24 protein-coding genes and 1 tRNA gene are annotated in these 23,635 nt (G+C 59.6%); 15 read left to right on the top strand and 10 right to left on the bottom strand.

Annotated elements, in window-relative coordinates; translation table 11 throughout:
* The first annotated feature begins 63 nt into the window (after positions 1-63).
* The 5 genes from C934_RS0128600 to C934_RS32825 all read left to right on the top strand — a co-directional run bounded on the left by C934_RS0128600 (position 64) and on the right by C934_RS32825 (position 5,726).
* On the top strand, positions 64-480 hold the full coding sequence (locus tag C934_RS0128600) for a hypothetical protein (RefSeq protein ID WP_018859949.1): 417 nt from the start codon (positions 64-66) through the stop codon (positions 478-480).
* 225 nt (positions 481-705) lie between these two features.
* Positions 706-1,923, top strand: a complete 1,218-nt coding sequence (locus C934_RS0128595) for an LL-diaminopimelate aminotransferase (protein ID WP_007532313.1) — start codon at positions 706-708, stop codon at positions 1,921-1,923.
* Between the two features lie 64 nt (positions 1,924-1,987).
* The gene (locus C934_RS0128590) at positions 1,988-3,310 is read left to right on the top strand and encodes a homoserine dehydrogenase (protein WP_018859948.1); all 1,323 of its coding nucleotides are present in this window, start codon (positions 1,988-1,990) and stop codon (positions 3,308-3,310) included.
* A gap of 182 nt (positions 3,311-3,492) precedes the next feature.
* Positions 3,493-5,295, top strand: a complete 1,803-nt coding sequence (recJ, locus tag C934_RS0128585) for a single-stranded-DNA-specific exonuclease RecJ (protein WP_018859947.1) — start codon at positions 3,493-3,495, stop codon at positions 5,293-5,295.
* A 17-nt stretch (positions 5,296-5,312) separates the two neighbouring features.
* On the top strand, positions 5,313-5,726 hold the full coding sequence (locus C934_RS32825; protein ID WP_018859946.1) for a hypothetical protein: 414 nt from the start codon (positions 5,313-5,315) through the stop codon (positions 5,724-5,726).
* Here C934_RS32825 and C934_RS34890 read toward each other — a convergent pair.
* The 3 genes from C934_RS34890 to C934_RS0128565 all read right to left on the bottom strand — a co-directional run bounded on the left by C934_RS34890 (position 5,719) and on the right by C934_RS0128565 (position 7,660).
* Positions 5,719-6,078, bottom strand: a complete 360-nt coding sequence (locus C934_RS34890) for a hypothetical protein (protein WP_156828822.1) — start codon at positions 6,076-6,078, stop codon at positions 5,719-5,721. The genes C934_RS32825 and C934_RS34890 overlap by 8 nt on opposite strands.
* 215 nt (positions 6,079-6,293) lie before the next feature.
* Positions 6,294-6,368: transfer RNA gene (locus C934_RS0128570), tRNA-Glu, on the bottom strand.
* Positions 6,369-6,598: 230 nt separating this feature from the next.
* Positions 6,599-7,660, bottom strand: a complete 1,062-nt coding sequence (locus C934_RS0128565; protein ID WP_018859944.1) for a class I SAM-dependent methyltransferase — start codon at positions 7,658-7,660, stop codon at positions 6,599-6,601.
* 230 nt (positions 7,661-7,890) lie between these two features.
* Between C934_RS0128565 and C934_RS0128560 the strand changes: the two genes are divergently transcribed.
* A complete protein-coding gene (locus C934_RS0128560; protein ID WP_018859943.1) occupies positions 7,891-8,325 on the top strand; it encodes a hypothetical protein in 435 nt (144 codons plus the stop codon).
* Between the two features lie 149 nt (positions 8,326-8,474).
* Here the strand turns inward: C934_RS0128560 and C934_RS0128550 are convergent, their stop codons facing one another.
* The 4 genes from C934_RS0128550 to C934_RS0128535 form a co-directional block, all read right to left on the bottom strand.
* Positions 8,475-9,248, bottom strand: a complete 774-nt coding sequence (locus tag C934_RS0128550) for an amino acid ABC transporter ATP-binding protein (protein WP_018859941.1) — start codon at positions 9,246-9,248, stop codon at positions 8,475-8,477.
* A gap of 19 nt (positions 9,249-9,267) precedes the next feature.
* Positions 9,268-10,422 carry an amino acid ABC transporter permease gene (locus tag C934_RS0128545; RefSeq protein ID WP_018859940.1) on the bottom strand — a complete coding sequence of 385 codons (1,155 nt, stop codon included), beginning with the start codon at positions 10,420-10,422 and terminating at the stop codon, positions 9,268-9,270.
* Between the two features lies 1 nt (position 10,423).
* Entirely contained in the window at positions 10,424-11,626 is a 1,203-nt protein-coding gene (locus C934_RS0128540; protein WP_026372163.1) for an amino acid ABC transporter permease, read from the bottom strand.
* Between the two features lie 91 nt (positions 11,627-11,717).
* Positions 11,718-12,743 carry an amino acid ABC transporter substrate-binding protein gene (locus C934_RS0128535; protein WP_018859938.1) on the bottom strand — a complete coding sequence of 342 codons (1,026 nt, stop codon included), beginning with the start codon at positions 12,741-12,743 and terminating at the stop codon, positions 11,718-11,720.
* A 364-nt stretch (positions 12,744-13,107) separates the two neighbouring features.
* Between C934_RS0128535 and C934_RS0128530 the strand changes: the two genes are divergently transcribed.
* Complete coding sequence (locus tag C934_RS0128530) at positions 13,108-14,298, top strand: cystathionine beta-lyase (RefSeq protein WP_026372162.1); 1,191 nt, start codon at positions 13,108-13,110, stop codon at positions 14,296-14,298.
* Here the strand turns inward: C934_RS0128530 and C934_RS0128525 are convergent, their stop codons facing one another.
* Together C934_RS0128525 and C934_RS0128520 are read right to left on the bottom strand one after the other, a co-directional pair.
* Positions 14,299-15,444: an FAD-dependent monooxygenase gene (locus tag C934_RS0128525; protein ID WP_018859935.1), complete on the bottom strand. Its 1,146-nt coding sequence runs from the start codon at positions 15,442-15,444 to the stop codon at positions 14,299-14,301.
* A gap of 25 nt (positions 15,445-15,469) precedes the next feature.
* Complete coding sequence (locus tag C934_RS0128520) at positions 15,470-15,715, bottom strand: zinc-finger domain-containing protein (protein WP_018859934.1); 246 nt, start codon at positions 15,713-15,715, stop codon at positions 15,470-15,472.
* Positions 15,716-15,869: 154 nt separating this feature from the next.
* Here C934_RS0128520 and C934_RS0128515 point away from each other — a divergent pair, with 154 nt between their 5' ends.
* The 8 genes from C934_RS0128515 to C934_RS0128480 all read left to right on the top strand — a co-directional run bounded on the left by C934_RS0128515 (position 15,870) and on the right by C934_RS0128480 (position 23,365).
* Positions 15,870-16,652, top strand: a complete 783-nt coding sequence (locus C934_RS0128515; RefSeq protein ID WP_018859933.1) for an alpha/beta fold hydrolase — start codon at positions 15,870-15,872, stop codon at positions 16,650-16,652.
* Positions 16,653-16,764: 112 nt separating this feature from the next.
* A complete protein-coding gene (gene cysE, locus C934_RS0128510; RefSeq protein ID WP_018859932.1) occupies positions 16,765-17,598 on the top strand; it encodes a serine O-acetyltransferase in 834 nt (277 codons plus the stop codon).
* Between the two features lie 127 nt (positions 17,599-17,725).
* Positions 17,726-17,929: a DUF3126 family protein gene (locus C934_RS0128505; protein WP_007532353.1), complete on the top strand. Its 204-nt coding sequence runs from the start codon at positions 17,726-17,728 to the stop codon at positions 17,927-17,929.
* 246 nt (positions 17,930-18,175) lie between these two features.
* The gene (locus tag C934_RS0128500) at positions 18,176-18,598 is read left to right on the top strand and encodes a DUF3597 domain-containing protein (protein WP_018859931.1); all 423 of its coding nucleotides are present in this window, start codon (positions 18,176-18,178) and stop codon (positions 18,596-18,598) included.
* A 230-nt stretch (positions 18,599-18,828) separates the two neighbouring features.
* Entirely contained in the window at positions 18,829-19,200 is a 372-nt protein-coding gene (locus C934_RS0128495) for a phasin family protein (protein ID WP_026372161.1), read from the top strand.
* A gap of 258 nt (positions 19,201-19,458) precedes the next feature.
* Positions 19,459-19,812 (top strand): ATP-dependent Clp protease adapter ClpS, encoded by a 354-nt coding sequence (gene clpS, locus C934_RS0128490; RefSeq protein ID WP_008526939.1) that lies wholly within the window; start codon positions 19,459-19,461, stop codon positions 19,810-19,812.
* A 10-nt stretch (positions 19,813-19,822) separates the two neighbouring features.
* Positions 19,823-22,324: an ATP-dependent Clp protease ATP-binding subunit ClpA gene (gene clpA / locus C934_RS0128485; protein WP_018859929.1), complete on the top strand. Its 2,502-nt coding sequence runs from the start codon at positions 19,823-19,825 to the stop codon at positions 22,322-22,324.
* Between the two features lie 108 nt (positions 22,325-22,432).
* Positions 22,433-23,365, top strand: a complete 933-nt coding sequence (locus tag C934_RS0128480) for a phosphatase PAP2 family protein (RefSeq protein WP_018859928.1) — start codon at positions 22,433-22,435, stop codon at positions 23,363-23,365.
* Here the strand turns inward: C934_RS0128480 and C934_RS32820 are convergent.
* Positions 23,362-23,635: integrase core domain-containing protein (locus C934_RS32820; RefSeq protein WP_018859927.1), on the bottom strand; the 274-nt coding region annotated here is incomplete at its 5' end. The genes C934_RS0128480 and C934_RS32820 overlap by 4 nt on opposite strands.

The following is a 23,635-nucleotide window of genomic DNA, read 5'->3' as shown; positions in this document are numbered from 1 at the left end:
ATTGCTTTGTGGCGGCGACGAATCTAACAGTCGAAGCACCTCAGGATTTGGGACCTCTGGCAAATGACGAGAATTGGCATCCGCACCATCGCAAACATGACCCGTATCGCGCTCATCGGCGCCGCCGCGGCCATGGCGCTTGCCGGATGCATGCAGACGCCCGAGGAAAAGGCCGCCTTCGCGGCAAGGCAAGCGGCCCCGACGCCCGTTGTCATGAGCGCGACAAAGGGTGAAGAGCCGACCGAGAGCGGCCTGTCTCATTACAAGGACGGCTATCCGGGATTCGGGGCACCGCTCACGGCCGCAAACGTTCAGATGAGCGACGACGAGGCTGGCGGGGTTCAGAAGCAATTGACGGCGCTTGCCGCCCAGCGCAAGGCCGGCACGATCTCGGAAGCCGAGTACCAGCGTCGCGTCGCGGAATTTCGCAAGCTAGCGGCCGAGCACGGCGCCGAAACGCTCTCAGAAATCGCCAATTAGGCCTTGCCTTCGCTGCAATTTGGAAGCAAAGCCTTCCATCTGTGGCGGAAGATGAATTTTTCCCGATAATGCACGGCCTGCGCGGCTTTCCGTCAAAGAAATGCCGTGCGACGCAAGTCTGATGAATACGGCGTTGGTGATTCTGAAGTTCGTATCGCGAACAGCCGGGAATTTAGGACGAACTTCGAGCGCGGCCGCGGTGGCCGCATTTCCGTGGGGAAAGAAATGGAAGAGTTTCACAAAGTCCGGCGTTTGCCGCCTTACGTTTTCGAACAGGTCAACCGTTTGAAAGCAAGCGCGCGAGCGGGCGGGGCCGATATCATCGATCTCGGCATGGGAAACCCTGACCTTCCGACCCCGAAGGCGATCGTCGACAAGCTCTGCGAAGTCGTCCAGGACCCGCGCACGCATCGTTATTCGTCCTCCAAGGGCATTCCCGGCCTTCGCCGGGCGCAGGCTGCCTATTATGCGCGCCGCTTTGGCGTGAAGCTCAATCCTGACACGCAGGTCGTCGCGACGCTGGGCTCCAAGGAAGGCTTCGCCAACATGGCGCAGGCAATCACCGCACCGGGCGACGTCATCCTCTGCCCGAACCCGACCTATCCGATTCACGCCTTCGGCTTCCTGATGGCCGGTGGCGTCATCCGCTCGATGTCGGTCGAGCCGGACGAGAGCTTCTTCCCGCCGCTGGAACGCGCCGTTCGCCATTCGATTCCGAAGCCGCTGGCGCTGATCCTCAACTATCCGTCCAACCCGACGGCTTTTGTGGCGACGCTGGACTTCTACAAGGACGTCATCGCGTTCGCGAAGAAGCACGATATCATCGTCTTATCCGACCTTGCCTATTCGGAAATCTACTTCGAGGGCGAGCCGCCTCCGTCGGTTCTCGAGGTTCCGGGTGCGATGGATGTGACGGTCGAGTTCACCTCGATGTCGAAGACCTTCTCGATGCCCGGCTGGCGCATGGGCTTTGCCGTCGGCAACGAGCGTCTGATCGCCGCGCTCACACGCGTCAAATCCTACCTCGACTACGGCGCGTTCACGCCGATCCAGGTAGCGGCAACGCACGCGCTGAACGGCGACGGCTCTGATATCGCGGAAGTCCGCAACGTCTACAAGCGCCGCCGCGACGTCATGGTCGATACTTTCGGCAAGGCCGGCTTTGAAGTGCCGCCGCCGGCAGCGACGATGTTTGCCTGGGCCAAGATCCCGGAAAAGTTCCGTCACCTCGGTTCTCTGGAATTCTCCAAGCTGCTCGTCGAGAAAGCCGACGTGGCTGTCGCGCCAGGCATCGGTTTCGGCGAAATGGGCGACGACTACGTGCGCCTGGCGCTCGTCGAGAACGAGCACCGCATTCGTCAGGCAGCCCGCAACATCAAGAAGTTCATGTCGACGGCAGACGAGACGATGCACAACGTCATCTCGCTCAACGCACATCGCTGATATTATCCCTCAACGGCAGCCGCTTCCGGCGGCTGCCCTTCATGACACATTTCAGGATCGATCCATGGCAGATGCCCTCAAAATTGGCATTGCGGGCTTAGGTACCGTTGGTGCTTCGCTTGTCCGTATCATTCAGCAGCGCAGCAACGAGCTGGCCGCAACGTGCGGACGCCCGATCCTGATTACGGGTGTTTCCGCCCGCGACAAGACCAAGGACCGCGGCATCGACGTCGGCGGCATCGAGTGGTTCGACCGGCCGGAAGATCTGGCGGAGAAGGGCGACATCGACGTTTTCGTCGAACTCATGGGCGGCGTCGGTGGATCGGCAAACAGCTCCGTACGCGCTGCTCTACAGCGCGGTCTCCATGTGGTGACAGCAAACAAGGCGCTGCTTGCCTACCACGGCGTCGAACTGGCGACGATCGCGGAAGAGAAGGGCGCGTTGCTGAACTTCGAAGCAGCGGTTGCCGGCGGCATTCCCGTCATCAAGGCGCTGCGCGAATCGCTGACGGGCAATACGATCTCCCGCATCTACGGGATCATGAACGGCACCTGCAATTACATCCTGACGAAGATGGAAAAGGAAGGCCTGTCCTTCGCCGACTGCCTGAAGGAGGCACAGCGCCTCGGCTATGCAGAAGCCGATCCCGCCTTCGACATCGAAGGCAACGACACCGCCCACAAGCTCTCGATTCTCACGACGCTCGCCTTCGGAAACCAGATCGCGGCCGACGATATCTATCTCGAAGGCATCACCAACATCTCGATCGAGGACATCCACGCTGCCGCCGATCTCGGCTACCGCATCAAGCTGCTCGGCGTTGCACAGCGGACCGATACCGGCATCGAACAGCGCGTCCATCCGACGATGGTGCCCGTCGATTCCGTGATTGCACAGGTCGACGGCGTGACCAATGCCGTGGCGATCGAGTCCGATGTTCTCGGTGAGTTGCTGATGGTCGGGCCCGGCGCCGGCGGCAATGCGACGGCTTCGTCTGTTCTCGGTGACATCGCGGACATCGCAAAAAGCCGACCTGGCGCCCAGCGCGTGCCCGTTCTCGGCCATCCCGCCAAATCGCTCGAGCCCTACCGCAAGGCGCAGATGCGAAGCCACGAAGGCGGATATTTCATTCGCCTGACCGTGCTCGACCGCACGGGCGTGTTTGCAAGCGTCGCGACCCACATGGCGGAAAACCATATTTCGCTGGAATCGATCGTCCAGCGCTCGAAGCAGCACCTTGCGCCGTCGCATCACCAGACGATCATCATGGTGACTCACGCGACAACAGAGGACTGCGTTCGCAAGGCGGTCGCCGCAATCAAGGGCGAGGGCTATCATGTGGGTGAACCGCAGGTGATCCGCATCGAGCGGCCGAAGGAAGACTGAGCCTCACCCGCTCCCAGAAGATCGATGTTGCCGAAGGTGCCGCGGTAGATCAGCCGCGCGCATCCACAGCTAACGTCGAGTGTCTCGTCCAAAACCGTTGTGCGGCTGGGCCAAGCCGCATAAAGCTGCCGATATCACTCCCGGTCCCGGGGTGGTGACAAGCGACGAGGGCAGCAGGCGATATGGAGAGTCCGGCCGATCCGGTACAACGTGCGTTTCTGGGCGTGGAGAGGTCCGTACTGGACAACCGCTGGATATCGCGACTGGATCAGGCCGGCCAGAACCGGGCGCTTGCGATGTCTCAGGTGCACGGGCTGCCTGAACTTATCGCGCGCGTCCTCGCCGGACGCGGTGTCACCGTCGACGAGGCGCTGGAGTTTCTTGATCCGACGCTCCGCAACCTGATGCCGGACCCCTACACGCTGACGGATTGTGAGAAGGCGGCCAAGCGGCTCGCCGAGGCCATCCGCAACCAGGAGCAGGTCGCGATTTTCGGCGACTACGACGTCGACGGCGCGTCCGCGTCGGCGCTTATGTTCCGCTTTCTCAAGCACTTCGGCGTCAAAGCTGAGATCTATATTCCGGATCGAATTTTCGAGGGCTATGGGCCTAACGCTGCGGCAATCGGCAGTCTGATTGACAATGGCGCACGCCTGATCGTCACCGTCGATTGTGGGTCCACAAGCCACGATGCCCTCACCGAGGCAGCCAGGCGGAATATCGATGTGGTGGTGATCGATCACCACCAGGTGACACACGATCTGCCGCCGTGCCACGCGCTGGTCAATCCGAACCGGGAGGACGATCTCTCCGGGCAGGGACATCTCTGCGCGGCGGGTGTCGTGTTCCTCGTGCTCGTCGCGACGCTAAGGCTGTTGCGGGAAGCAGGAAACCCGCGCGTACGGTCGATCGACCTGCTGCAATGGCTCGATATCGTCGCGCTTGCGACCGTCTGTGATGTCGTGCCGCTGAAGGGTCTGAACCGTGCCTACGTCGTCAAGGGGCTGATCGCCGCTCGCCACCAGGGCAATGCGGGCCTGTCCGCTCTCTTTCGCAAGGCGGGTCTTGCTGGACCGGTGACGCCCTATCACTTCGGCTTCCTGATTGGGCCGCGCATCAATGCCGGTGGGCGCATCGGCGACGCGGCACTCGGGAGCCGCCTGCTCACCCTGGACGACACGAGCGCGGCCGAGGCCATCGCCATGCAGCTGGATGAGCTCAACCGCGACAGGCAGGCTATGGAAGCGGCGATGCTGCTGGAAGCGGAGGCCGAGGCACTGGCGGAATATGGGGACGGCAAGGGCGCCTCGGTCATCGTCACTGCCCACGAAAAGTGGCACCCCGGGATCGTCGGCCTGATTGCCGCCCGTCTCAAGGAGCGCTTCAAGCGCCCGGCCTTTGCCATTGCTTTCGATCCATCCGGCAAAGGCACCGGCTCGGGTCGCTCCATCAACGGCTTCGACATGGGCAAGATGGTGCGCGCGGCTGTGGACGATGGCCTGCTGGTCAAGGGCGGCGGCCACGCGATGGCTGCCGGTCTCACCGTTGAGCGCGACAAGCTCGGCCGCTTGCGCAGCTTCTTTGCCGAGCGAGCCGAAAAGACGGTTGCCGCACTTGTCGCCAACGAGAAGCTGAAGATCGACGGCGCGATTGCCGCCAGCGGCGCGACGCTCGATCTGATCGACCGCCTCGAGACGGCCGGGCCTTACGGCTCGGGGCATTCACAGCCGCTCTTTGCTGTTCCCGCCCATCGGCTTCGCGATTCTCGTTTGGTTGGTGAGAAGCACGTGAAGGTGACGCTCGAAGCCATGGACGGCGCCCGCCTTGATGGGATCGCCTTCCGGGCCGCCGATACGCAGCTCGGCAACCTGCTGCTGAATTCGAGGGGCGCCAACCTCCATGTTGCAGGCTCGCTTAGCGCGGACCACTACCAGGGTGTACGACGCATCCAGCTACGCGTCCAGGACGCCGCTCCGGCGCGGTGAGTGCACATGGCTATCCAGTGAAGGCTCGCGACGCTATCCTCGCCTGTCGACCGGCCATTGGCGTCATCGGCCGCCGGACTCGCCGGACATTGATTGGCGACTATGCCGCGATTGCCGACTTTGGCCTGCATGTCGCAACGATCTGCGGCGATCCTGCTCCCGGCATACCGCTTGACGAGGTCGCCAAGATCGACGTGACGACATTTCTGTTCAAGCATACCGTTTTTTCGGGAAAGGCGACGTCAGTCATGGGTGATCCGTTGAACGCTGTCGCCTGGCTCGCTGCTGAGCTTGCAGCAAAGGGCCGCCAGCTCGAGCCGAACGACGTGGTCGCAACTGGTTCGTGCTCGAAAATTCTTCAGGTTTGGGCAGGCCAGCATCTCGCAGCCGACTTCGGTCCGCTTGGCCAAATCGAGTGCGTCTTTACCTGACGCTCATCGAGGGCTCGCGCCCGCGCTTAATGTGAAAAATCAGATCGAGCGCTATCTTCAGCGCATCACGCGGCTCGGGAGCACTCAGGGTCCACGCTACCAATGCATAGTTGATTTTCTGGGAGTGACTCTCCATCGCTGTTTTCAGCCCTTTGCAGACGGCGTGATCAGAGAAGTGTCGGTTCTGAGCATCAAATGCGTGTAGTCTTGCCCGCTTCCTCGATGCGCGCGACAGCCAAGAAGTAGGCTCGCGCAATGTGCCAGGGTCACGCAATAGCGATGCTTCGACGAGAGGTTCCTCTGCGTTGCGGAGCGCCGCTTCGCCGTAACGCCGCAGAAGATCAGCCGTCATTTTAGGTGACCCATGGGCTGCTCATTCTGCTGCTAGGTAGATGGCGGGGAGGGCTCGAACCATATGGTGTCCGAGCCCAAGCTATAGCAGGTGGCTGATTCCCAGACATTCGCTTTGCGAAAAGCAGCATATAATCCGCTTGCCCCCGAAACTCGAAATAATTATCGAATTTTCGCAAGCGGGTATCTAAACAACTGACTTTTAAAGGAAAACGATGGCACGCCCTAGGGGAGTCGAACCCCTCTTCCCAGAATGAAAATCTGGTGTCCTAACCGATAGACGAAGGGCGCTTCCTTCGTGGTGGCGCCCTTATAGTCAGGCACTTTGAATCCCGCAAGCGGCAAAACCAGAAAAAATCACAATGGCGCGATTTTTTCTCTCCCTTGAACCTCAGGCGCCTAGGAAAATCTGTCTATCTTTTTGATATTTCGCCGTTATTTCTATATTCACAAGCTCTTCTCAGCATGTGGAAAGTTTCAGGTGACGCGGCGGGCCATGGCCAAGCGCGCCGCACCTCGCCTCAGGCGCGCACCTCGAAGACCATGTTGAAGGGTGTTTCCGTGGCGCGGCGGAAATGCTTGAAGCCGGCATCGAGGGCGACCTTACGCAGCTTGGTTTCCCCGGCCTGCGCGCCGAGTCCGAGGCCGACCTCCTGAGAGAGCGACGCCGGCGTGCAGATCATCGTCGACGCGCCGTAGTAGACGCGGCCGACCGGATTGAGATTGTCCTTCAGGCAGTCGTGGGCGAAGGGCTCGACGACCATCCAGGTTCCATCGGCCGAGAGCGATTCCTTGACATGCTTGCCGGCACCGACCGGATCCCCCATGTCGTGGAGGCAGTCGAACATGGCGATGAGATCGTAGTTCCCCTCAGGAAAGCCGGCGGCGGGCGCCTGTTGGAATGTGACGCGATCTGAGACGCCGGCCTCCTTGGCGGCAGCCTTCGCCCGCTCGATCGACGGGGCGTGATAGTCGAAGCCAAAGAACGTCGAGGCAGGATAGGCCTTAGCCATCAGGATCGTCGAAGCGCCGTGGCCGCAGCCGACATCAGCGACCTTGGCGCCGGCTTTGAGGCGGGCGTCGACGCCCTGGAGCGCCGGAATCCACTCAGCAACCAGATTGTTGTTGTAGCCGGTCCGGAAGAAACGCTCCGTGCCGCGGAACAGGCAGGCGCTGTGTTCGTGCCATCCCACACCCTTGCCGGTCCGGAAGGCGTCAGCCACCTTCGGTTCGTCCGTCCACATGGCCTGCACGACCTGAAAGGCGCCAGCAAAGAAGGCTGGGCTGTCCTCCTCGGCAAAGACCATGGCCTGCTCTGGCGTCAGATGAAAGCGATCGCTCTTCTCGTCATAGCTGACGTAGTCGGCAGCTGCGAGGGCGGACAGCCACTCCCTGATATAACGTTCCTTGATACCTGTTTTTTTCGACAGTTCGGAAGAGTTGCGCGGCTTGCCGTCGGCCATGGCCTTGAACAGGCCGAGATCATCGCCCAGCACCACCAGCGCTCCGGAGACGGCCGCGCCAACATCGCCGATTAACCTGCCGACGAGTGCATCTACTTTCTGCATGTCAGGTTCGCGCATGTCTTCCTCCCTCGGAAGTGCAGGAAAAGCCAGCCCGGCCGGCACTATACCACCGTCGGCGTTTTGCCGCTAAGCAAACGCCTGCTGCATCGCGGGGATGTTATCCCGTCAGTGGAGCTCGACGGTTGCCCGGAACAAATCTAACGTACTGGTTGCGCCAATTGTCGCGTTGACAAGAAAATTGGCCAGCCTGATAGTTTGATTGCCCCTGGAGGCCTGGAGGAAAGATCATGATCAAGCAGTTGACTATTCTTGCATCCGTTTCCCTGCTCGGGGCGTTGGCGTTTGCTACGCCGTCCTCGGCGCTGACCATGAAGGAATGCAGCGCGAAGTATAAATCGGCCCAGGCTGACGGCTCTGCGAAGAACATGAAGTGGAACGATTTCCGCAAGGCGCAGTGCGGTCCGGATGCGACGGCCGAACCCGATGTCACCCTCAACAGTGGCGAAGAACCGGACAAGCCGACGATGACGGCGCCCAAGGGCGTGTCGTTCCCGACAGCAATTTCACCGAAATACGCCAAGGAAACGCCCGGAAAGGGCCGGATGCATACCTGCGTCGACGCCTACCATCAGAACAAGGATGCGAACACGCTCAATGGCCTGAAGTGGATCCAGAAGGGCGGCGGCTTCTACAGCCTCTGCAATGCCAAGCTGAAGACCTGATCGCTCTCAGGCTCGCCTCGGAAGGCCCCGTCATCGGGGCCTTTTGTTTGTGATGTTATGGCGCCGCGTGTGAACCGCCAGAAGTGCCCCGAAACGAAAAGGCCGCCGGAAAAATCCGACGGCCTTGAATTTGTTGTTCGCCAATCGACCTAGTGCAGGATCTGGCTGAGGAACAGCTTGGTGCGTTCGTGCTGCGGATTGTCGAAGAACTCGGCCGGCGAATTCTGCTCGACGATCTGCCCCTGGTCCATGAAGATGACGCGGTTGGCGACCTGACGCGCAAAGCCCATTTCGTGCGTCACGCAGAGCATCGTCATGCCTTCTTCCGCAAGCCCGACCATGGTCTCCAGAACTTCCTTGATCATTTCTGGGTCGAGCGCCGAGGTCGGTTCATCGAAGAGCATGATCTTCGGGTTCATGCAGAGCGAGCGGGCGATTGCCACACGCTGCTGCTGACCGCCCGAGAGCTGGCCCGGATACTTGTTGGCCTGTTCCGGGATCTTGACGCGCTTCAGGAAGTGCATGGCGACTTCTTCCGCCTGCTTCTTCGGCATCTTGCGCACCCAGATCGGCGCCAGCGTGCAGTTTTCCAGGATCGTCAGGTGCGGGAAGAGGTTGAAGTGCTGGAAGACCATGCCGACTTCGCGGCGCACTTCGTCGATCTTCTTGAGGTCGTTGGTGAGTTCGACGCCATCGACGATGATCTGGCCCTTCTGGTGTTCTTCCAGACGGTTGATGCAGCGGATCATCGTCGACTTGCCGGAACCCGACGGGCCGGCGATGACGATGCGCTCGCCACGCATAACTTTCAGATTGATGTCGCGCAGAACGTGAAAATCACCGTACCACTTGTTCATGCCGATGATGTCGACGGCAACGTCGGTTGCCGAAACGGTCATCTTCTTTGGTTGAGCCTCAGCCATGTGTTCGTTCCCTTATCTTTTATCGTTTGTGGCCGGTATCGAGATAGCGTTCCATGAAGCCTGAATAGCGCGACATGCCGAAGCAGAACAGCCAAAAGACGAAGCCAGCGAAAATCAGGCCTGTCAAGGGTGTCACCGCGCTCGCCCAGTTGGCGTCCGTGAAGTTGAAACGGACGATACCGAGCAGGTCGAACATGCCGATGATCGACACCAGCGATGTGTCCTTGAACATGCCGATGAATGTATTGACGATGCCCGGGATGACCAGCTTGATCGCCTGCGGCAGGATGATCAGCCGCATTTTCTGCCAGTAGCCGAGCCCGAGCGAGTCGGCCCCTTCGGACTGGCCCTTCGGGATCGCCTGCAGGCCGCCACGGATAACCTCGGCCATGTAGGCGGAGGCGAAGATCGCCACACCGATCAAGGCGCGGAGCAGCTTGTCGATCGTAAAGCCTGTGGGCAGGAACAGCGGAAGCAACACGCTCGCCATGAACAGCACGGTGATCAGCGGTATGCCGCGAATGATCTCGATGAAGCCGACGCAGACCATCTTGATGACAGGCATCTTCGAGCGGCGTCCGAGTGCCAGGATGATGCCGAATGGCAGCGACACGGCGATGCCGACGAAGGAGAGCACCAACGTCACCATCAGGCCGCCCCAGAGCGGCGTATCCACCATTTCGAGCCCGAAGCCGCCATAAAGCAGCCAGAAGGCAAGAAGCGGCAAGACGGCAAACAGCAGAATGGCGTTGGTGCGCTTGAATGGTGCCTTGGGGATCAGCATAGGCACGAGCAGCAGCACAAACAGGATCCCGACGATTGTCGGACGCCAGCGTTCGTCCAGTGGATATCGACCGAAGACGAACTGGTCGAACTTCGCATTGACGAACGCCCAGCAGGCGCCGCTCCAGCCGTCGGGTTGCGTGCCGCCCTGAACGGTGGTTGCACAGAAGGTGCGGTCCGTTCCGGTCCAGACGGCCTGGATGAATAGCCAGTTGATGACGTGCGGCAATGCCCATGCGAGCAAGGCAACGGCCAGAGCCGTCAGGACGACGTCTTTCGGCGTAGCCAGCAGGTTCTTGCGGATCCAGGCCAGAGGCCCGCTTTCGCTACGCGGCGCGGGTTCGGCATCGATGAAATTCGTTCGGACGAACGCTTGGTTGGATGTCGACATCTTATCTCTCCACCAAGGCCATCTTGGCGTTGAACCAGTTCATGAACAGCGATGTGAGGATGCTGATGGCGAGATAGACGACCGCCCAGATGAACACGACTTCAATGGCCTGTCCGGTCTGGTTCAGGATCGTACCGCCGACGGCGACGAGATCCGAAAAGCCAATGGCGATCGCGAGCGACGAGTTCTTCGTCAGATTCAGGTACTGGCTGGTGAGTGGCGGAATGATGATGCGCAAAGCCTGCGGAACCACCACGAGGCGCGTGATACTTGATGGATGCAGGCCCAGTGCGCCGGCGGCCTCGGACTGGCCCTTCGGCACACCGCGAATGCCGGCGCGGACGATTTCGGCAATAAATGCCGCCGTATAGAAGGACAGTGCCAGGAACAACGACATGAATTCCGGGCCGATGACGGAGCCGCCGGTGAGATTGAACTTGCCAGCAACTGGCACATCGAACGAAAGCGGCAGGCCGGACAGCAGGAACACCAGACCGGGCAGGCCGACAATCAGCCCGATGGAAGCCCAGATCGTGTGGAATTGCTTACCGGTTGCGGCCTGACGTCTATGCGCCCAGCGCGCGATTATTGCGGCTGCCACGATACCAACCAGAAATGCCACGCCAACCGCCCACATGCCTTCACCGAAGATCGGCTTCGGGAAGGCGAGCCCGCGATTGTTGAGAAACATGTTCAGTGGCAGGTGCAGCGACTCTCGCGCGCCTGGCAGAACAGCGAGAACGCCCTGATACCAGAAGAAGATGACGAGCAGCGGCGGGATGTTGCGAAATACCTCGACATACACCGTGCAGAGCTTGGCGATCAGCCAGTTGTGCGACAGGCGCCCGATGCCGACGACGAAGCCAATGATCGTGGCCGTAATGATGCCGGTGACCGCGACGAGGATTGTATTCAAAAATCCGACCACAAGGGCTCGGCGATACGTCGCATCGCTCGAATATTCGATCAGCGACTGGCCGATGTCGAAGCCGGCGCGCCCGCTCAGAAACCCGAAGCCGGAGGCCGTGCCGGCGCGGGCGAGGTTTTGAGCCGTGTTATGGGCAATCCACCACACGAAGCCGACGATGAGCGCGACGGTCAGAACTTGGAAGAAAATGCCCCGAATCCTCGGGTCGTAAGCCACCGACCGGAAACTCCAGCCAGTGCTTTGCACATGTGACGTGTGCATAGCCTCTTGCGTCATGCCGAGTCTTATCCCCTATGAGCCCGTTTTCGGGCTTTTCTCTTTATATAGGGAAGGCGGCTGACCGCCTTCCCAAGTCTTGACCAGCCGCTTAGCGGACCGGCGGAGCGTACTGGATGCCGCCCTTGTTCCACAGCGCGTTCAGACCACGCTCGATCTTGAGCGGGCTGCCTTTGCCGACGTTGCGCTCGAAGACTTCGCCGTAGTTTCCGACGCCCTTGATGATGTTATAAGCCCATTCATTGGTGAGCCCGAGGTCGGTGCCGATCTTGGTATCGGTTTCCGTGCCGAGGAAGCGCTTGATGTCAGGATTGGCCGAGTTCTTCATTTCATCGACGTTCGCCTGGGTGATGCCGAACTCTTCGGCATTGATGAGGGCATAGGCCGTCCACGACACGATGTCGAACCACTGATCGTCACCCTGACGAACGGCCGGGGCGAGCGGCTCCTTCGAGATGATTTCCGGAAGGATCATGTGCTCGTCTGGGTTCTTCAGCGTCAGACGCAGCGAGTAGAGGCCGGACTGGTCAGTCGTGTAGACGTCGCAGCGACCAGCGTCATAGGCCGCGTTGACCTCTTCAAGCTTCTCGAAAACGACCGGATTGTACTGGAGGTTGTTGGACTTGAAATAGTCGGCAAGGTTCAGTTCCGTCGTCGTGCCGGACTGGACGCAGATGGCCGCACCGGACAGCTCAAGTGCCGACTTCACGTTCAGGCTCTTGCGGACCATGAAGCCTTGGCCGTCGTAGTAGGTGATCGGGCGGAAGTTGAAGCCTTGCGCGGTGTCGCGGTTGATCGTCCAGGTGGTGTTACGCGACAGAAGGTCGACTTCGCCCGACTTCAGCGCCGGGAAACGGTCCTTGGCCGACAGCGGCGTGTACTTCACCTTGGCCGGGTCGCCGAAGACAGCCGAAGCAACTGCCTTGCAGAAGTCGACGTCGAAGCCGGCCCAGTTGCCGGAAGCGTCAGGTTGCGCGAAACCGAGAAGGCCGGTGTTGACGCCGCACTGAATGAAACCCTTTGCCTTCACGTCTTCGAGCGTGGTGGCAGAAGCTGCAGAAGCGCCAACTCCGAAAACTGCTGCGCCGATGGCGACCGACAGAAGCTTAATCTTCATTTTTCCCAACCTTTTCCTTTGTCTTATCTTTCTGTGGGAGCGCTCGCGAAGCAGGCAAACCTCCCAGATGACCCGACACCCTCCCGGCGCGAGTTGGTGCTATCACAGTCGCAAATGTCACTATGGTCAAGTGTCGCGATGAAAGATTGCGTGATATTTCGGCAATTCACTAATTGAGGCGCATAAAATGCGCAGATGGCTATCGAAATGGCAGCATCTTGCCAAAAAAACCGCGCAAAACCGCTGATATATCTGAGGAATTTGCATGGCAGGGATGCTGTGCGAGTCCGGGCTACGGGGTTGACCGATCGTTTTACGCGGTCCAAGAGTTTGGCTGCATCCCACCGCCAAAGGCATTTCCGATATGATAGATAAAGAAGGCCTGCTTCAGAACGCCGGCATCAACACGCGCCTTTCCCACCTCGGCAACGATCCGGCCGAATACCACGGTTTCGTCAATCCGCCCGTTGTCCATGCCTCCACGGTCCTCTTTCCAAATGCGAGGACGATGGAGACACGTGGACAGAAGTATACGTATGCAACGCGCGGTACCCCGACGACGGATGCGCTTTGCGAGGCGATCGATGCGCTGGAAGGGTCCGCTGGGACTATCCTCGTGCCCTCGGGCCTTGCAGCTGTTACCGTCCCGTTCCTGGCGTTCCTGTCGGCCGGTGACCATGCGTTGATCGTCGATTCGGTCTATGGACCGACCCGTCATTTCTGCGACACGATGCTGAAGCGTCTCGGTGTAGAAGTAGACTATTACGATCCGCTGGTCGGTGCGGGCATCGAAGCGCTGATCAAGCCGAACACCAAGCTCGTTCATACGGAAGCGCCTGGCTCGAATACCTTCGAAATGCAGGACATTCCGGCGATTGCCGCGGTCGCCCACAAGCAGGGGGCCGTGGTAACGATGGATAACACCTGGGCGACGCCTGTTTATTTCAGGCCGCTCGACTTCGGTGTCGATGTCTCGATTCACGCCGCCACCAAATACCCGTCCGGGCACTCGGACATCCTGATGGGAACAGTCTCGGCAAACGCCAATTACTGGCCGCAGCTGCACGAAGCGAACATTACGCTCGGCATTTGCGGAGCGCCTGACGACGCCTATCAGATCCTGCGTGGATTGCGGACCATGGGCGTGCGCCTGGAGCGACACTATGAAAGTGCGCTCACGATCGCCAAATGGCTGGAGGGCAGGGAGGACGTCGCCAAGGTGCTGCATCCGGCGCTGCCGAGCTTCCCATCGCACGAATTGTGGAAGCGCGATTTCAAGGGCGCGAGCGGCATCTTCTCTTTCGTGCTTGCCGTGGACGCGCCGGAAAAATTCAAGGCCAAGGCGCACGCCTTCCTCGACGCGCTGCAAATCTTCGGCCTGGGTTGGTCATGGGGCGGGTTCGAGAGCCTCGCGCTCCACGTCAACCTGAGCGATCGCCGTATCTGCAAGGCGCCCGCCGAGGGGCCGGTCATCCGTCTGCAGATCGGGCTTGAGGATGTCGTCGATATCAAGGCCGATATCGAGCGCGGTTTCGCCGCGGCAAAAGCCGTCTGATCAAGTGCCGGCGCGGTAGCCGTAAATCCAGTCGAGATCCGCCGCGAGACTTTGCGGCGGCCGCAGCGCCAGAACGATGTCCCGGCCGATGCGCATCGGTCCGCGGGCGTGATAGGCAAACTGGTTGAATGCACCGCGCTGGCGCAGCCGCGCAATCCGCGGCGTGCGATGCGCTTCGAACAACCGCAGGGCTTCGGCGACGGGATGCGACGGGGCGAACAGCGCAAGCTCATAAGCGTCTTCGATTGCCATTGCGGCACCCTGCGCCGCGAAAGGCATCATTGCGTGTGCGGCGTCGCCGATGAGGACGCAGTTGTGGCCGTCGTGCCAACGCCCGTTCGTCGTTTCGTACAAGGGCCAGAAGGTGACGTCGCCTGTCTTGGCGAATAGTTCGACGATCGCAGGATGCCACCGAGAAAAACGCGACAGCAGTTGCTGACGCTGGGCTTCCGTCGGCTGGTTGGTCCAGTCGTGCGATGCGGCATTGCCGGCGGTGATCGCCACCATATTGAAACGGTTGGCTTCCCTGAGCGGATAACAGACGAGATGCGCTGAGGGACCAAGGATGGCAGAGACGCTCGTCCGTTCAAGAAAGGCGGGCGCATTTGCGGCGTCAACGGTGAAACGGTAGGCGATGTTGCCGGAGAACCGCGGCGAGGGGCTGCCTTCGATGCTTTCCCGAACCTGCGACCAGACGCCGTCGGCGCCAATCAGAAGGTCTGCTTGGCGGTCTGACAATGGCCGGCCCTTGATCTGCGCGCCTAGATGTATCTGGCAGAGCGGCTCGTTGGCGACGGCGTCGAGCAGGGTTTGCTGCAGCGTGGAGCGATGCAGGACGCCGTAGGGAGCACCCCAGCGGGCGCGTGCAAAGCTCCCGGCGGGAACGGCTGCCAGCCGGCGCAGTGAGGTTCCGGATATCAGCTGGATGGAGTCCGGCTCGAGCCAGGCGTCGGTCAGGCGCGCGAGTACTCCCAACTCGGCCAGAATGCGTGACGCATTGGGCGAAATCTGCAGACCGGCGCCGACCTCGGTCAGTTCCGGCGCCTGCTCGAAAATCTCGGAACTGATGCCGCGCCGTGCCAAAGCAAGTGCAGCTGTAAGGCCCGCTATGCCCGCGCCAACGATGGCGGCATGTTTAGCCGGCATAGGCTTTCCGATCTCGAAATGGGTGTCAGGCGGCCTTGACGTGGAAGACGCAGCCAGCCGGATTGGTCTGGGTTGCCTTCAGCGCACCATTGAAACGGTAGAGGGTCGAGCAGTAGGAGCAGACCTTCTCGTTCTCATCGCCCATGTCGATGAAGATGTGGGGATGATCGAACGGAACGGAGGCACCGGTGCACATGAACTCTTTCACGCCGACTTCGATAACGCGGTGTCCGCCGTCGTTCTGGAAGTGGGGAATGTTGTGGCCGGCCATGTCTGTCTCCGAATGCTTTGTAACGTGCGCGGACCTTATAGTCCTTCACCGCAAATGTGTAGAGCCAAAGAGCGCTCGGACGCACAGTTTTTGCACCTGCGAGGGTTTCAGTTCTCTGGCCTATAAAATATGGTCCGGCAAAAAGGACAGTCCGATGAACTTGAATACGCCCGCTTTTTCCAGCTTGACACATGATGGGCTGAAGCTTGCCTTCTTCGATGAAGGCGATCCGGGCGGCGCTCCCGTGCTGTTGATCCACGGTTTCGCTTCCAGCGCCAACGTCAACTGGGTTAATCCCGGCTGGCTGAAGACCCTGGGCGACGAGGGCTACCGAGTCATAGCTATCGACAACCGCGGGCACGGTGCAAGCGACAAGCCAAGGGATGCCGAGGCCTACCGTCCCTGGCATATGGCAAGCGATGCGATTGCGCTCCTTGATCACCTTGGGATTCCGGAAGCCAACCTGATGGGCTACTCGATGGGAGCCCGCATTTCCGTTTTTGCGGCACTTGCCCACCCCGACCGGGTCCGCTCGCTGGTCCTCGGCGGTCTTGGGATCGGCATGACGGATGGTGTCGGCGATTGGGATCCGATTGCTGATGCCTTGCTGGCTCCGTCGCTCGACGATGTCTTTCATGATCGCGGACGCATGTTCCGGGCCTTCGCCGACCAGACGAAGAGTGACCGTGACGCACTCGCCGCCTGTATCAAGGGATCTCGCGACCTCGTGGCACGCTCCGACATGGCGAAAATCGAGGCGCCGACCTTGATCGGCGTTGGAACGAAGGACGACATTGCAGGTTCAGCCCAGGAACTGGCTGCGCTGATGCCGCATGCCCAGGCGCTTGATATTCCCGGCCGCGATCACATGCTGGCCGTCGGAGACCGCGTTTTTAAGAAGGCGGTGCTGGAGTTTTATGCCAAAGTCGCCGGATAGTGACTTGCCTCCATGCCGGTGCTGCGGGACAAAGGATTCCCCAAGTACCCATTTATGTTAACAGGTTTTTGCCCTATATAGAGCCGAGCCTACGCATACGAGGAGACCTTTCATGGTCGCAAAGACAGACATTCGCTCTCTTGAGACTGGCAATCCTCTCAAGGTGATGGATCCGATCTGGGACAGCCTGCGCGAGGAAGCGCGTATTGCCGCGGAAAACGATCCGGTGCTGGCCGCATTTCTCTATTCGACCGTGCTGAATTATCGGTCGCTCGAAGAGTGCGTGATCTACCGCATCTGTGAACGTCTCGATCATCCGGACATGCAAGCGATCCTGCTGCGCCAGACCTTCGATCAGATGCTGGAGGATTGGCCGGAGTGGAGCGCGATCCTGCGGGTCGACATTCAGGCGATCTACGACCGCGACCCCGCATGCCTGCGTTTCATGGAAGCCGTGCTCTATTTCAAGGGATTCCACGCGCTGCAGACGCACCGCCTGGCGCATTGGTTGCTGAACCGCGGCCGCCGCGATCTGGCGCTCTATCTGCAGAGCAGATCCTCGAGCGTGTTCCAGACCGACATCAATCCCGCAGCGCGTATCGGCAGGGGCATTTTCCTTGACCATGCCACCGGGTTGGTCGTCGGCGAAACCGCTGTGATCGGCGATAACGTGTCGATCCTGCATGGTGTCACCCTTGGCGGCACCGGCAAGGAAGGCTCGGATCGGCATCCGAAGATCGGCAGCGGTGTCCTGATCGGCGCCGGCGCCAAGATTCTTGGCAACATCGAGGTTGGCTATTGCTCGCGCATTGCCGCTGGCTCTGTCGTGCTGAAGGCGGTACCGCCGAAGACGACTGTGGCGGGCGTGCCGGCCAAAGTGGTCGGAGAAGCCGGGTGTTCGGAACCGTCGCGAATAATGGATCAGGTGATCGGCGCGGATATCTGAGCCGCTTACCGTCTTAACAGTACGACATATCGGCGGGGATAGCGTTCGCGCGTCTGTCCCCGCGCCTTTACAGCGCCGTCTTTCCCATGCAAGAAGCGGCCAACCGAGACCGCTCAGGAGATGCAGTGTGAAGCCCGAAGAAATCAAGAAGCTCGACGCCTATTTCAAGCGCACGTTCAACCCGCAGGTGATCGTCAAGGCACGCCCGCGAAAGAACGATTCCGCGGAAGTCTATCTCGGCGAAGAATTTCTGGGTGTCGTCTATATCGATGACGAGGACGGCGACCGCTCCTATAATTTCTCGATGGCAATCCTCGACGTTGATCTTTGATTTGTGATTGACGGGCGGCCTCGCCGCCCGTCTGCCATGTCGCGCCCGCGAGCGGCTGGCTTCTCAAGGCAAGTCGCTTGATCGATCTGCAGCGCGGCTCAGGCCTTGATCCCGCAAACCTCCGATTGTTTCTTTTCGCAGGGCAATCTTTAGCGGAAAAATAGGCTGCCTTCTCTGGACCACTCCGTCGAATGCTCCATCTCCTCTTCTGAGCATGTGCTCTGGCGCTAAGGAGGGATGCTGAGAATGGGTATTTTCGACAAGATCAAGCACGCGATTTTTGGTGAAGCCGTGGCCGCTCCGGTCACACCGTCCGCGACACCCACGCCACCGCCGACCGCAGCAGCGCCAAGCGCCGCGCCCGCAGCCCCATCGCAGCCGACTCCGGCCACCGCGTCGCCCGCCGCAGCTGCGATCGATATCGTGCCGCTGCTCGATGCCGCTGTGAAGAAGAGCGGACAGAAGCTGGATTGGCGCCGTTCGATCGTCGATCTTATGAAGGCTGTCGGTATGGACGCGAGCCTTGCGGAGCGCAAGGAACTTGCGGCAGAGCTTGGCTTTACCGGCGATCCGCACGACACCGCCACCATGAACATGTTCCTGCACAAGGCATTGATGAAACGGCTTGCCGAGAATGGCGGAAAAGTTCCGGCAGACCTCCTTGATTGACGGCTCAATGCCGGCGGCGCCGCACCGAAATTCTTCGAAAGCTCTTGGTTGCGGCGCTCCTGATATATTTTAGCAAAATCAACTATTGGAGATGGTGTCGTTGTGTCTTGCCCGAAGAAAACAGGGTGGATGCAAGTGAGGGTTGTTTTGCAATGCACAATCGTGCTTGACTATTTGTGCGTTGCAGCTACGCTTCATCCTGCTTGCAAAGGCCAAGGAGGATGATGGTCATGTTGAATTTCGATGACGCCAACCGGAAGAGCAAGGAAGCCATGGATACCATGCTGAAAAGCTATTCGGACACAGCCAAGGGCTTCCAGGCGATTGCCGCTGAAGCCGTGGAGTATTCCAAGAAGTCCTTTCAGGACACGGTCACACATTTTGAAAGTCTTTCCGGAGCGCGCAGCTTTGAAGCTGCCTTCGAGTTGCAGACCAACTATGTGAAAAGCGCATACGAGAACTTCGTGAGCGAGGCGACCAAGCTCGGCGAAATGTATTCCGATCTCGCCAAAAGCGCTTACAAACCATACGAAGCGCCTGTTGCTGCAGCGACCGCAAAGGCGACGAAAGCAGCCACAGTTGTCACGCCCGCAGCGGCATAACGATAGGCGGCAATCGCCGCATAGCCCTTGAAAATCGAGGACCGGCTACGCATCTGCGGCCGGTCTTTTCTTTTTTCGCGACGTCCGTCATCTGCTTTCGCCAGTTTCTGTGTCTTTGCGTCGGCACCGGCCGAAATGTGATTGCAGTGTGAAACGAGGGGCTTAAAATCGCGCAAGGATGGACTAAGTTAGTAGTTCGAATATTCGGTGGGCAATACGCCTCCCAGGCCCACCGGAATGATCGAGGAATGATAGAAAATGATCGCCAAGCCGATCCGGATGCAAAACGACAGCGAAAGGAACGGGGACAACGGAAATCGCGGAACCTCGGTCATCACGCGCACGAAGCCAAAGACCAAGAAGCCCAATCTCTACCGCGTGCTGCTCCTGAATGACGATTACACACCCATGGAATTTGTCATTCATATCCTCGAGCGTTTTTTTCAGAAGGATCGTGAAAGTGCCACCCGCATCATGCTCCACGTCCACAATCACGGCGTCGGTGAATGCGGGATATTTACATACGAGGTGGCGGAGACGAAGGTGAGCCAGGTGATGGACTTCGCCCGACAGCACCAGCATCCGCTGCAATGCGTCATGGAAAAGAAGTGAGGATCTGAACGTGCCAACATTTTCGCCTAGTCTTGAGAAGGCGCTCCATCAGGCACTGACCTTTGCCAACGAGCGGCATCATGAATATGCCACGCTCGAGCATCTGCTGCTCGCCCTGATCGACGATGCCGATGCGGCCGCGGTCATGGGTGCTTGCAATGTCGACCTCGACGCGCTGCGCAAAACGCTTGTTGAATATGTCGATAACGAACTTTCCAATTTGGTCACTGGCTATGACGAGGATTCCAAGCCGACATCAGGCTTCCAGCGTGTCATCCAGCGAGCGGTGATCCATGTGCAGTCTTCCGGTCGCGAAGAGGTTACGGGGGCAAACGTCCTTGTTGCCATTTTCGCCGAGCGCGAGAGCCATGCTGCCTACTTCCTGCAGGAGCAGGAAATGACCCGCTACGACGCCGTCAACTATATCTCGCACGGGATCGGCAAGCGGCCGGGCTCGTCCGAATCCCGTCCGCCGCGTGGCGCGGACGACGGCGAGTCCGAGAGCAAGCCGGCTTCTCGCAACAGCGGTGATCAGGAGGAGGGCGGTCCGAAGAAACAGCAGGACGCCCTGAAGGCCTACTGCGTGAACCTCAACGAGAAAGCCAAAAGCGGCAAGATCGATCCGCTGATCGGCCGCCAGGCTGAAGTCAACCGCACCATCCAGGTTCTGTGCCGTCGCTCGAAGAATAACCCGCTCTACGTCGGTGATCCCGGCGTCGGCAAGACGGCGATTGCCGAAGGCCTTGCCAAGCGCATCGTCGAGGGCAAGGTGCCGGAAGCGCTTGCTGATGCCACCATCTTCTCGCTGGATATGGGCACGCTGCTGGCCGGCACACGCTATCGCGGCGATTTCGAGGAGCGCCTGAAGCAGGTCGTCAAGGAACTGGAAGAATATCCGGGCGCCGTGCTGTTCATCGACGAGATCCACACCGTCATCGGGGCGGGTGCGACGTCGGGCGGCGCGATGGATGCATCGAACCTGTTGAAGCCGGCTCTGTCCTCGGGCGCGATCCGCTGCATCGGTTCGACCACCTATAAGGAATACCGCCAGTTTTTCGAGAAGGACCGTGCCCTGGTTCGTCGTTTCCAGAAGATCGACGTCAATGAACCGTCGATCGACGATGCGATCGAGATCATGAAGGGCCTGAAGCCTTACTTCGAGGAATATCATCACCTGCGTTATTCGAACGAAGCGATCAAGACCGCCGTCGAGCTGTCCGCCCGTTACATTTCGGACCGCAAGCTGCCTGACAAGGCAATCGATGTGATCGATGAGACTGGTGCTGCTCAGATGCTGCTGCCGCCGTCCAAGCGCCGCAAGCTGATCACCGAGAAGGAGATCGAAGCGACGGTCGCGACGATGGCGCGCATCCCGCCGAAGACGGTGTCGAAGGACGACGAAGCCGTTCTTGCCAATCTCGAGCAGGAACTGCGCTCGGTCGTCTACGGCCAGGACAATGCGATCGAAGCGTTGTCGACGTCGATCAAGCTCGCCCGCGCGGGCCTGCGTGAACCGAACAAGCCGATTGGCTCCTACGTCTTTTCCGGCCCGACAGGCGTCGGCAAGACCGAGGTTGCAAAGCAGCTGGCGTCGTCTTTGGGTGTTGAGCTTCTGCGCTTCGACATGTCCGAGTACATGGAGCGGCACACGGTATCGCGCCTGCTCGGTGCACCTCCCGGCTATGTCGGCTTCGACCAGGGCGGTCTCCTGACCGATGGCGTTGACCAGCATCCGCATTGCGTTGTGCTGCTCGATGAGATCGAGAAGGCGCATCCCGACATCTACAACATCCTGTTGCAGGTGATGGACCACGGCGCGCTGACGGACCACAACGGCAAGAAGATCGACTTCCGCAACGTCATCCTGATCATGACGACCAACGCGGGCGCATCGGAGATGGCCAAGGCCGCGATTGGCTTCGGCTCGTCCAAGCGGACAGGCGAAGACGAAGAGGCGCTGACCCGCCTGTTCACGCCCGAGTTCCGCAACCGCCTCGACGCGATCATCCCGTTCGCGGCGCTGCCGACGGAAGTCATCTACAAGGTCGTGCAGAAGTTCATCATGCAGCTCGAAGCACAGCTTTCCGAACGGAACGTCACCTTCGATCTGCACAAGGACGCCATCGCCTGGCTGGCCGAGAAGGGTTACGACGACAAGATGGGTGCTCGCCCGCTTGCCCGCGTCATCCAGGACGTCATCAAGAAGCCGCTTGCCAACGAGATCCTCTTCGGCAAGCTGCGCAAGGGCGGCGTCGTCAACGTCACGGTCGGTCCGAAGGAAGATGGCAAGCCCGGCATCATCCTCGAAGCTGTGTCGGACAGCGCCCCGATCAAGCCGAAGCCGGAAGCCGAAGTCGTCCATTCCGAGGCCGATGATGAGGATGACGGCGAGTTGAAGACGAAGGCCCGCCCGAAAAAGGCAACGGCCAAGAAGGCGAAGGCAGCAGCCGAACCGGTAACCAAGAGCTTGCCCAAGAAGGGAAGTGCGGTTCCGAGGGTTCCGAAGAAGTAAACTGAGCAAAAGGCGGCCGAAGGCCGCCTTTTCTTTTTCGCACTAGCGGTTGCTTAGACGATTCTTAAGTGAACCGGCTTTATATCGGCTCCAGCAAGGAGCCTTACGATGGTGTTTCTGCCGGCTGAACGTTTCATTGTTTTCATCATCACGACCTTGGCACTTCTTGATGCCTGCCTGTTGTTGTTGAAGGGCGTTGGAATAGACTTTGTAGGATATGCGAGCCTCATTGCTTGCGGCGCGTTCCTGGTTGCCCTTGGCCAATTTTATCGGCGTGTCCGCCACAATGACCGGATCGCGGCAGCGGCGACCGCTGCGGGTCTCTTCGTGCTCTTCACGATTGCCGGTTCTATCTTCAACTATCTGTTGTTGCCTTCCTACTTCGCGCAGATTGACGGCACGCTAACGCAGATCGACGGCATGCTTGGGTATTCCTGGCCCGCTATCGTCGAATGGGCTGCGCGCCATCCGTTGGTTGGTCTCGTGTTGTACGCGGTCTACACGAGTTCGCTGATGCAGCTGTTAGGCGTGATCCTGGTTCTTGGTTTTTCTGGAAGAACAACGAGACTGCAGCATTTTCTGCTGACGGGAGTTATCGGGGCGCTGCTGGCAATCATGTTCTGGTTTTTCTTGCCGTCGATCGGTCCCTCTGCATTCCAGCGGCTCCCTCGGCAGGTCCTCGAGGCAATGCCGCTGGCTGTTAGTCCCGCCTATGGAACGGAACTCGGCCGCGTGTTGCGCGAAGGAAGCACTCATCTGACGCCAGCCAATGTGCTCGGCCTGATCGCATTCCCTTCCTTCCACATGGTCATGGCGTGCATGTCGGTCTGCTTCCTTGCCCGTATCCGGTTCGTCTTCGTTCCAGCGGCCATCCTGAATGCGCTGATGATGCCCGCAATTCTCGTACACGGAGGGCATCATCTGGTCGATCTTGTCGGCGGTGGTGTGACCTTTGCTATCGCCTATGCACTGGCGCGATCTCTACTTGAGAAGGCGACGCCGGCGGATGCACAAAATTCAACAATACGGCTAGCGGACTAGGTGTGTGGTCCCGGAATGAGATGGTGCGGATTGATTTTGAAGATTGACGGGTCCCTTGTCCAGGCGTTGCAGATTGCTTGATAGGGCGTTCGCCATCGGAGCGCCTTGAGGTGTTTGGCGAAGTTGTAAGCAGTGACGAAGGCCAAGACATGGGCCTTGAGACTTTCCAGGTCGTCATAATGGTAGACCTTGACGGTGGCGTCCTTGATGGTTCGATTCATCCGCTCGGCCTGGCCGTTCGTCCAAGGATGGTAGGGCTTGGTCAGCCGA

It is taken from the genome of Rhizobium sp. 42MFCr.1, from assembly GCF_000377185.1.
Classification (GTDB): domain Bacteria; phylum Pseudomonadota; class Alphaproteobacteria; order Rhizobiales; family Rhizobiaceae; genus Rhizobium; species Rhizobium altiplani.
This window is presented reverse-complemented; position numbering and strand designations above follow the sequence as displayed.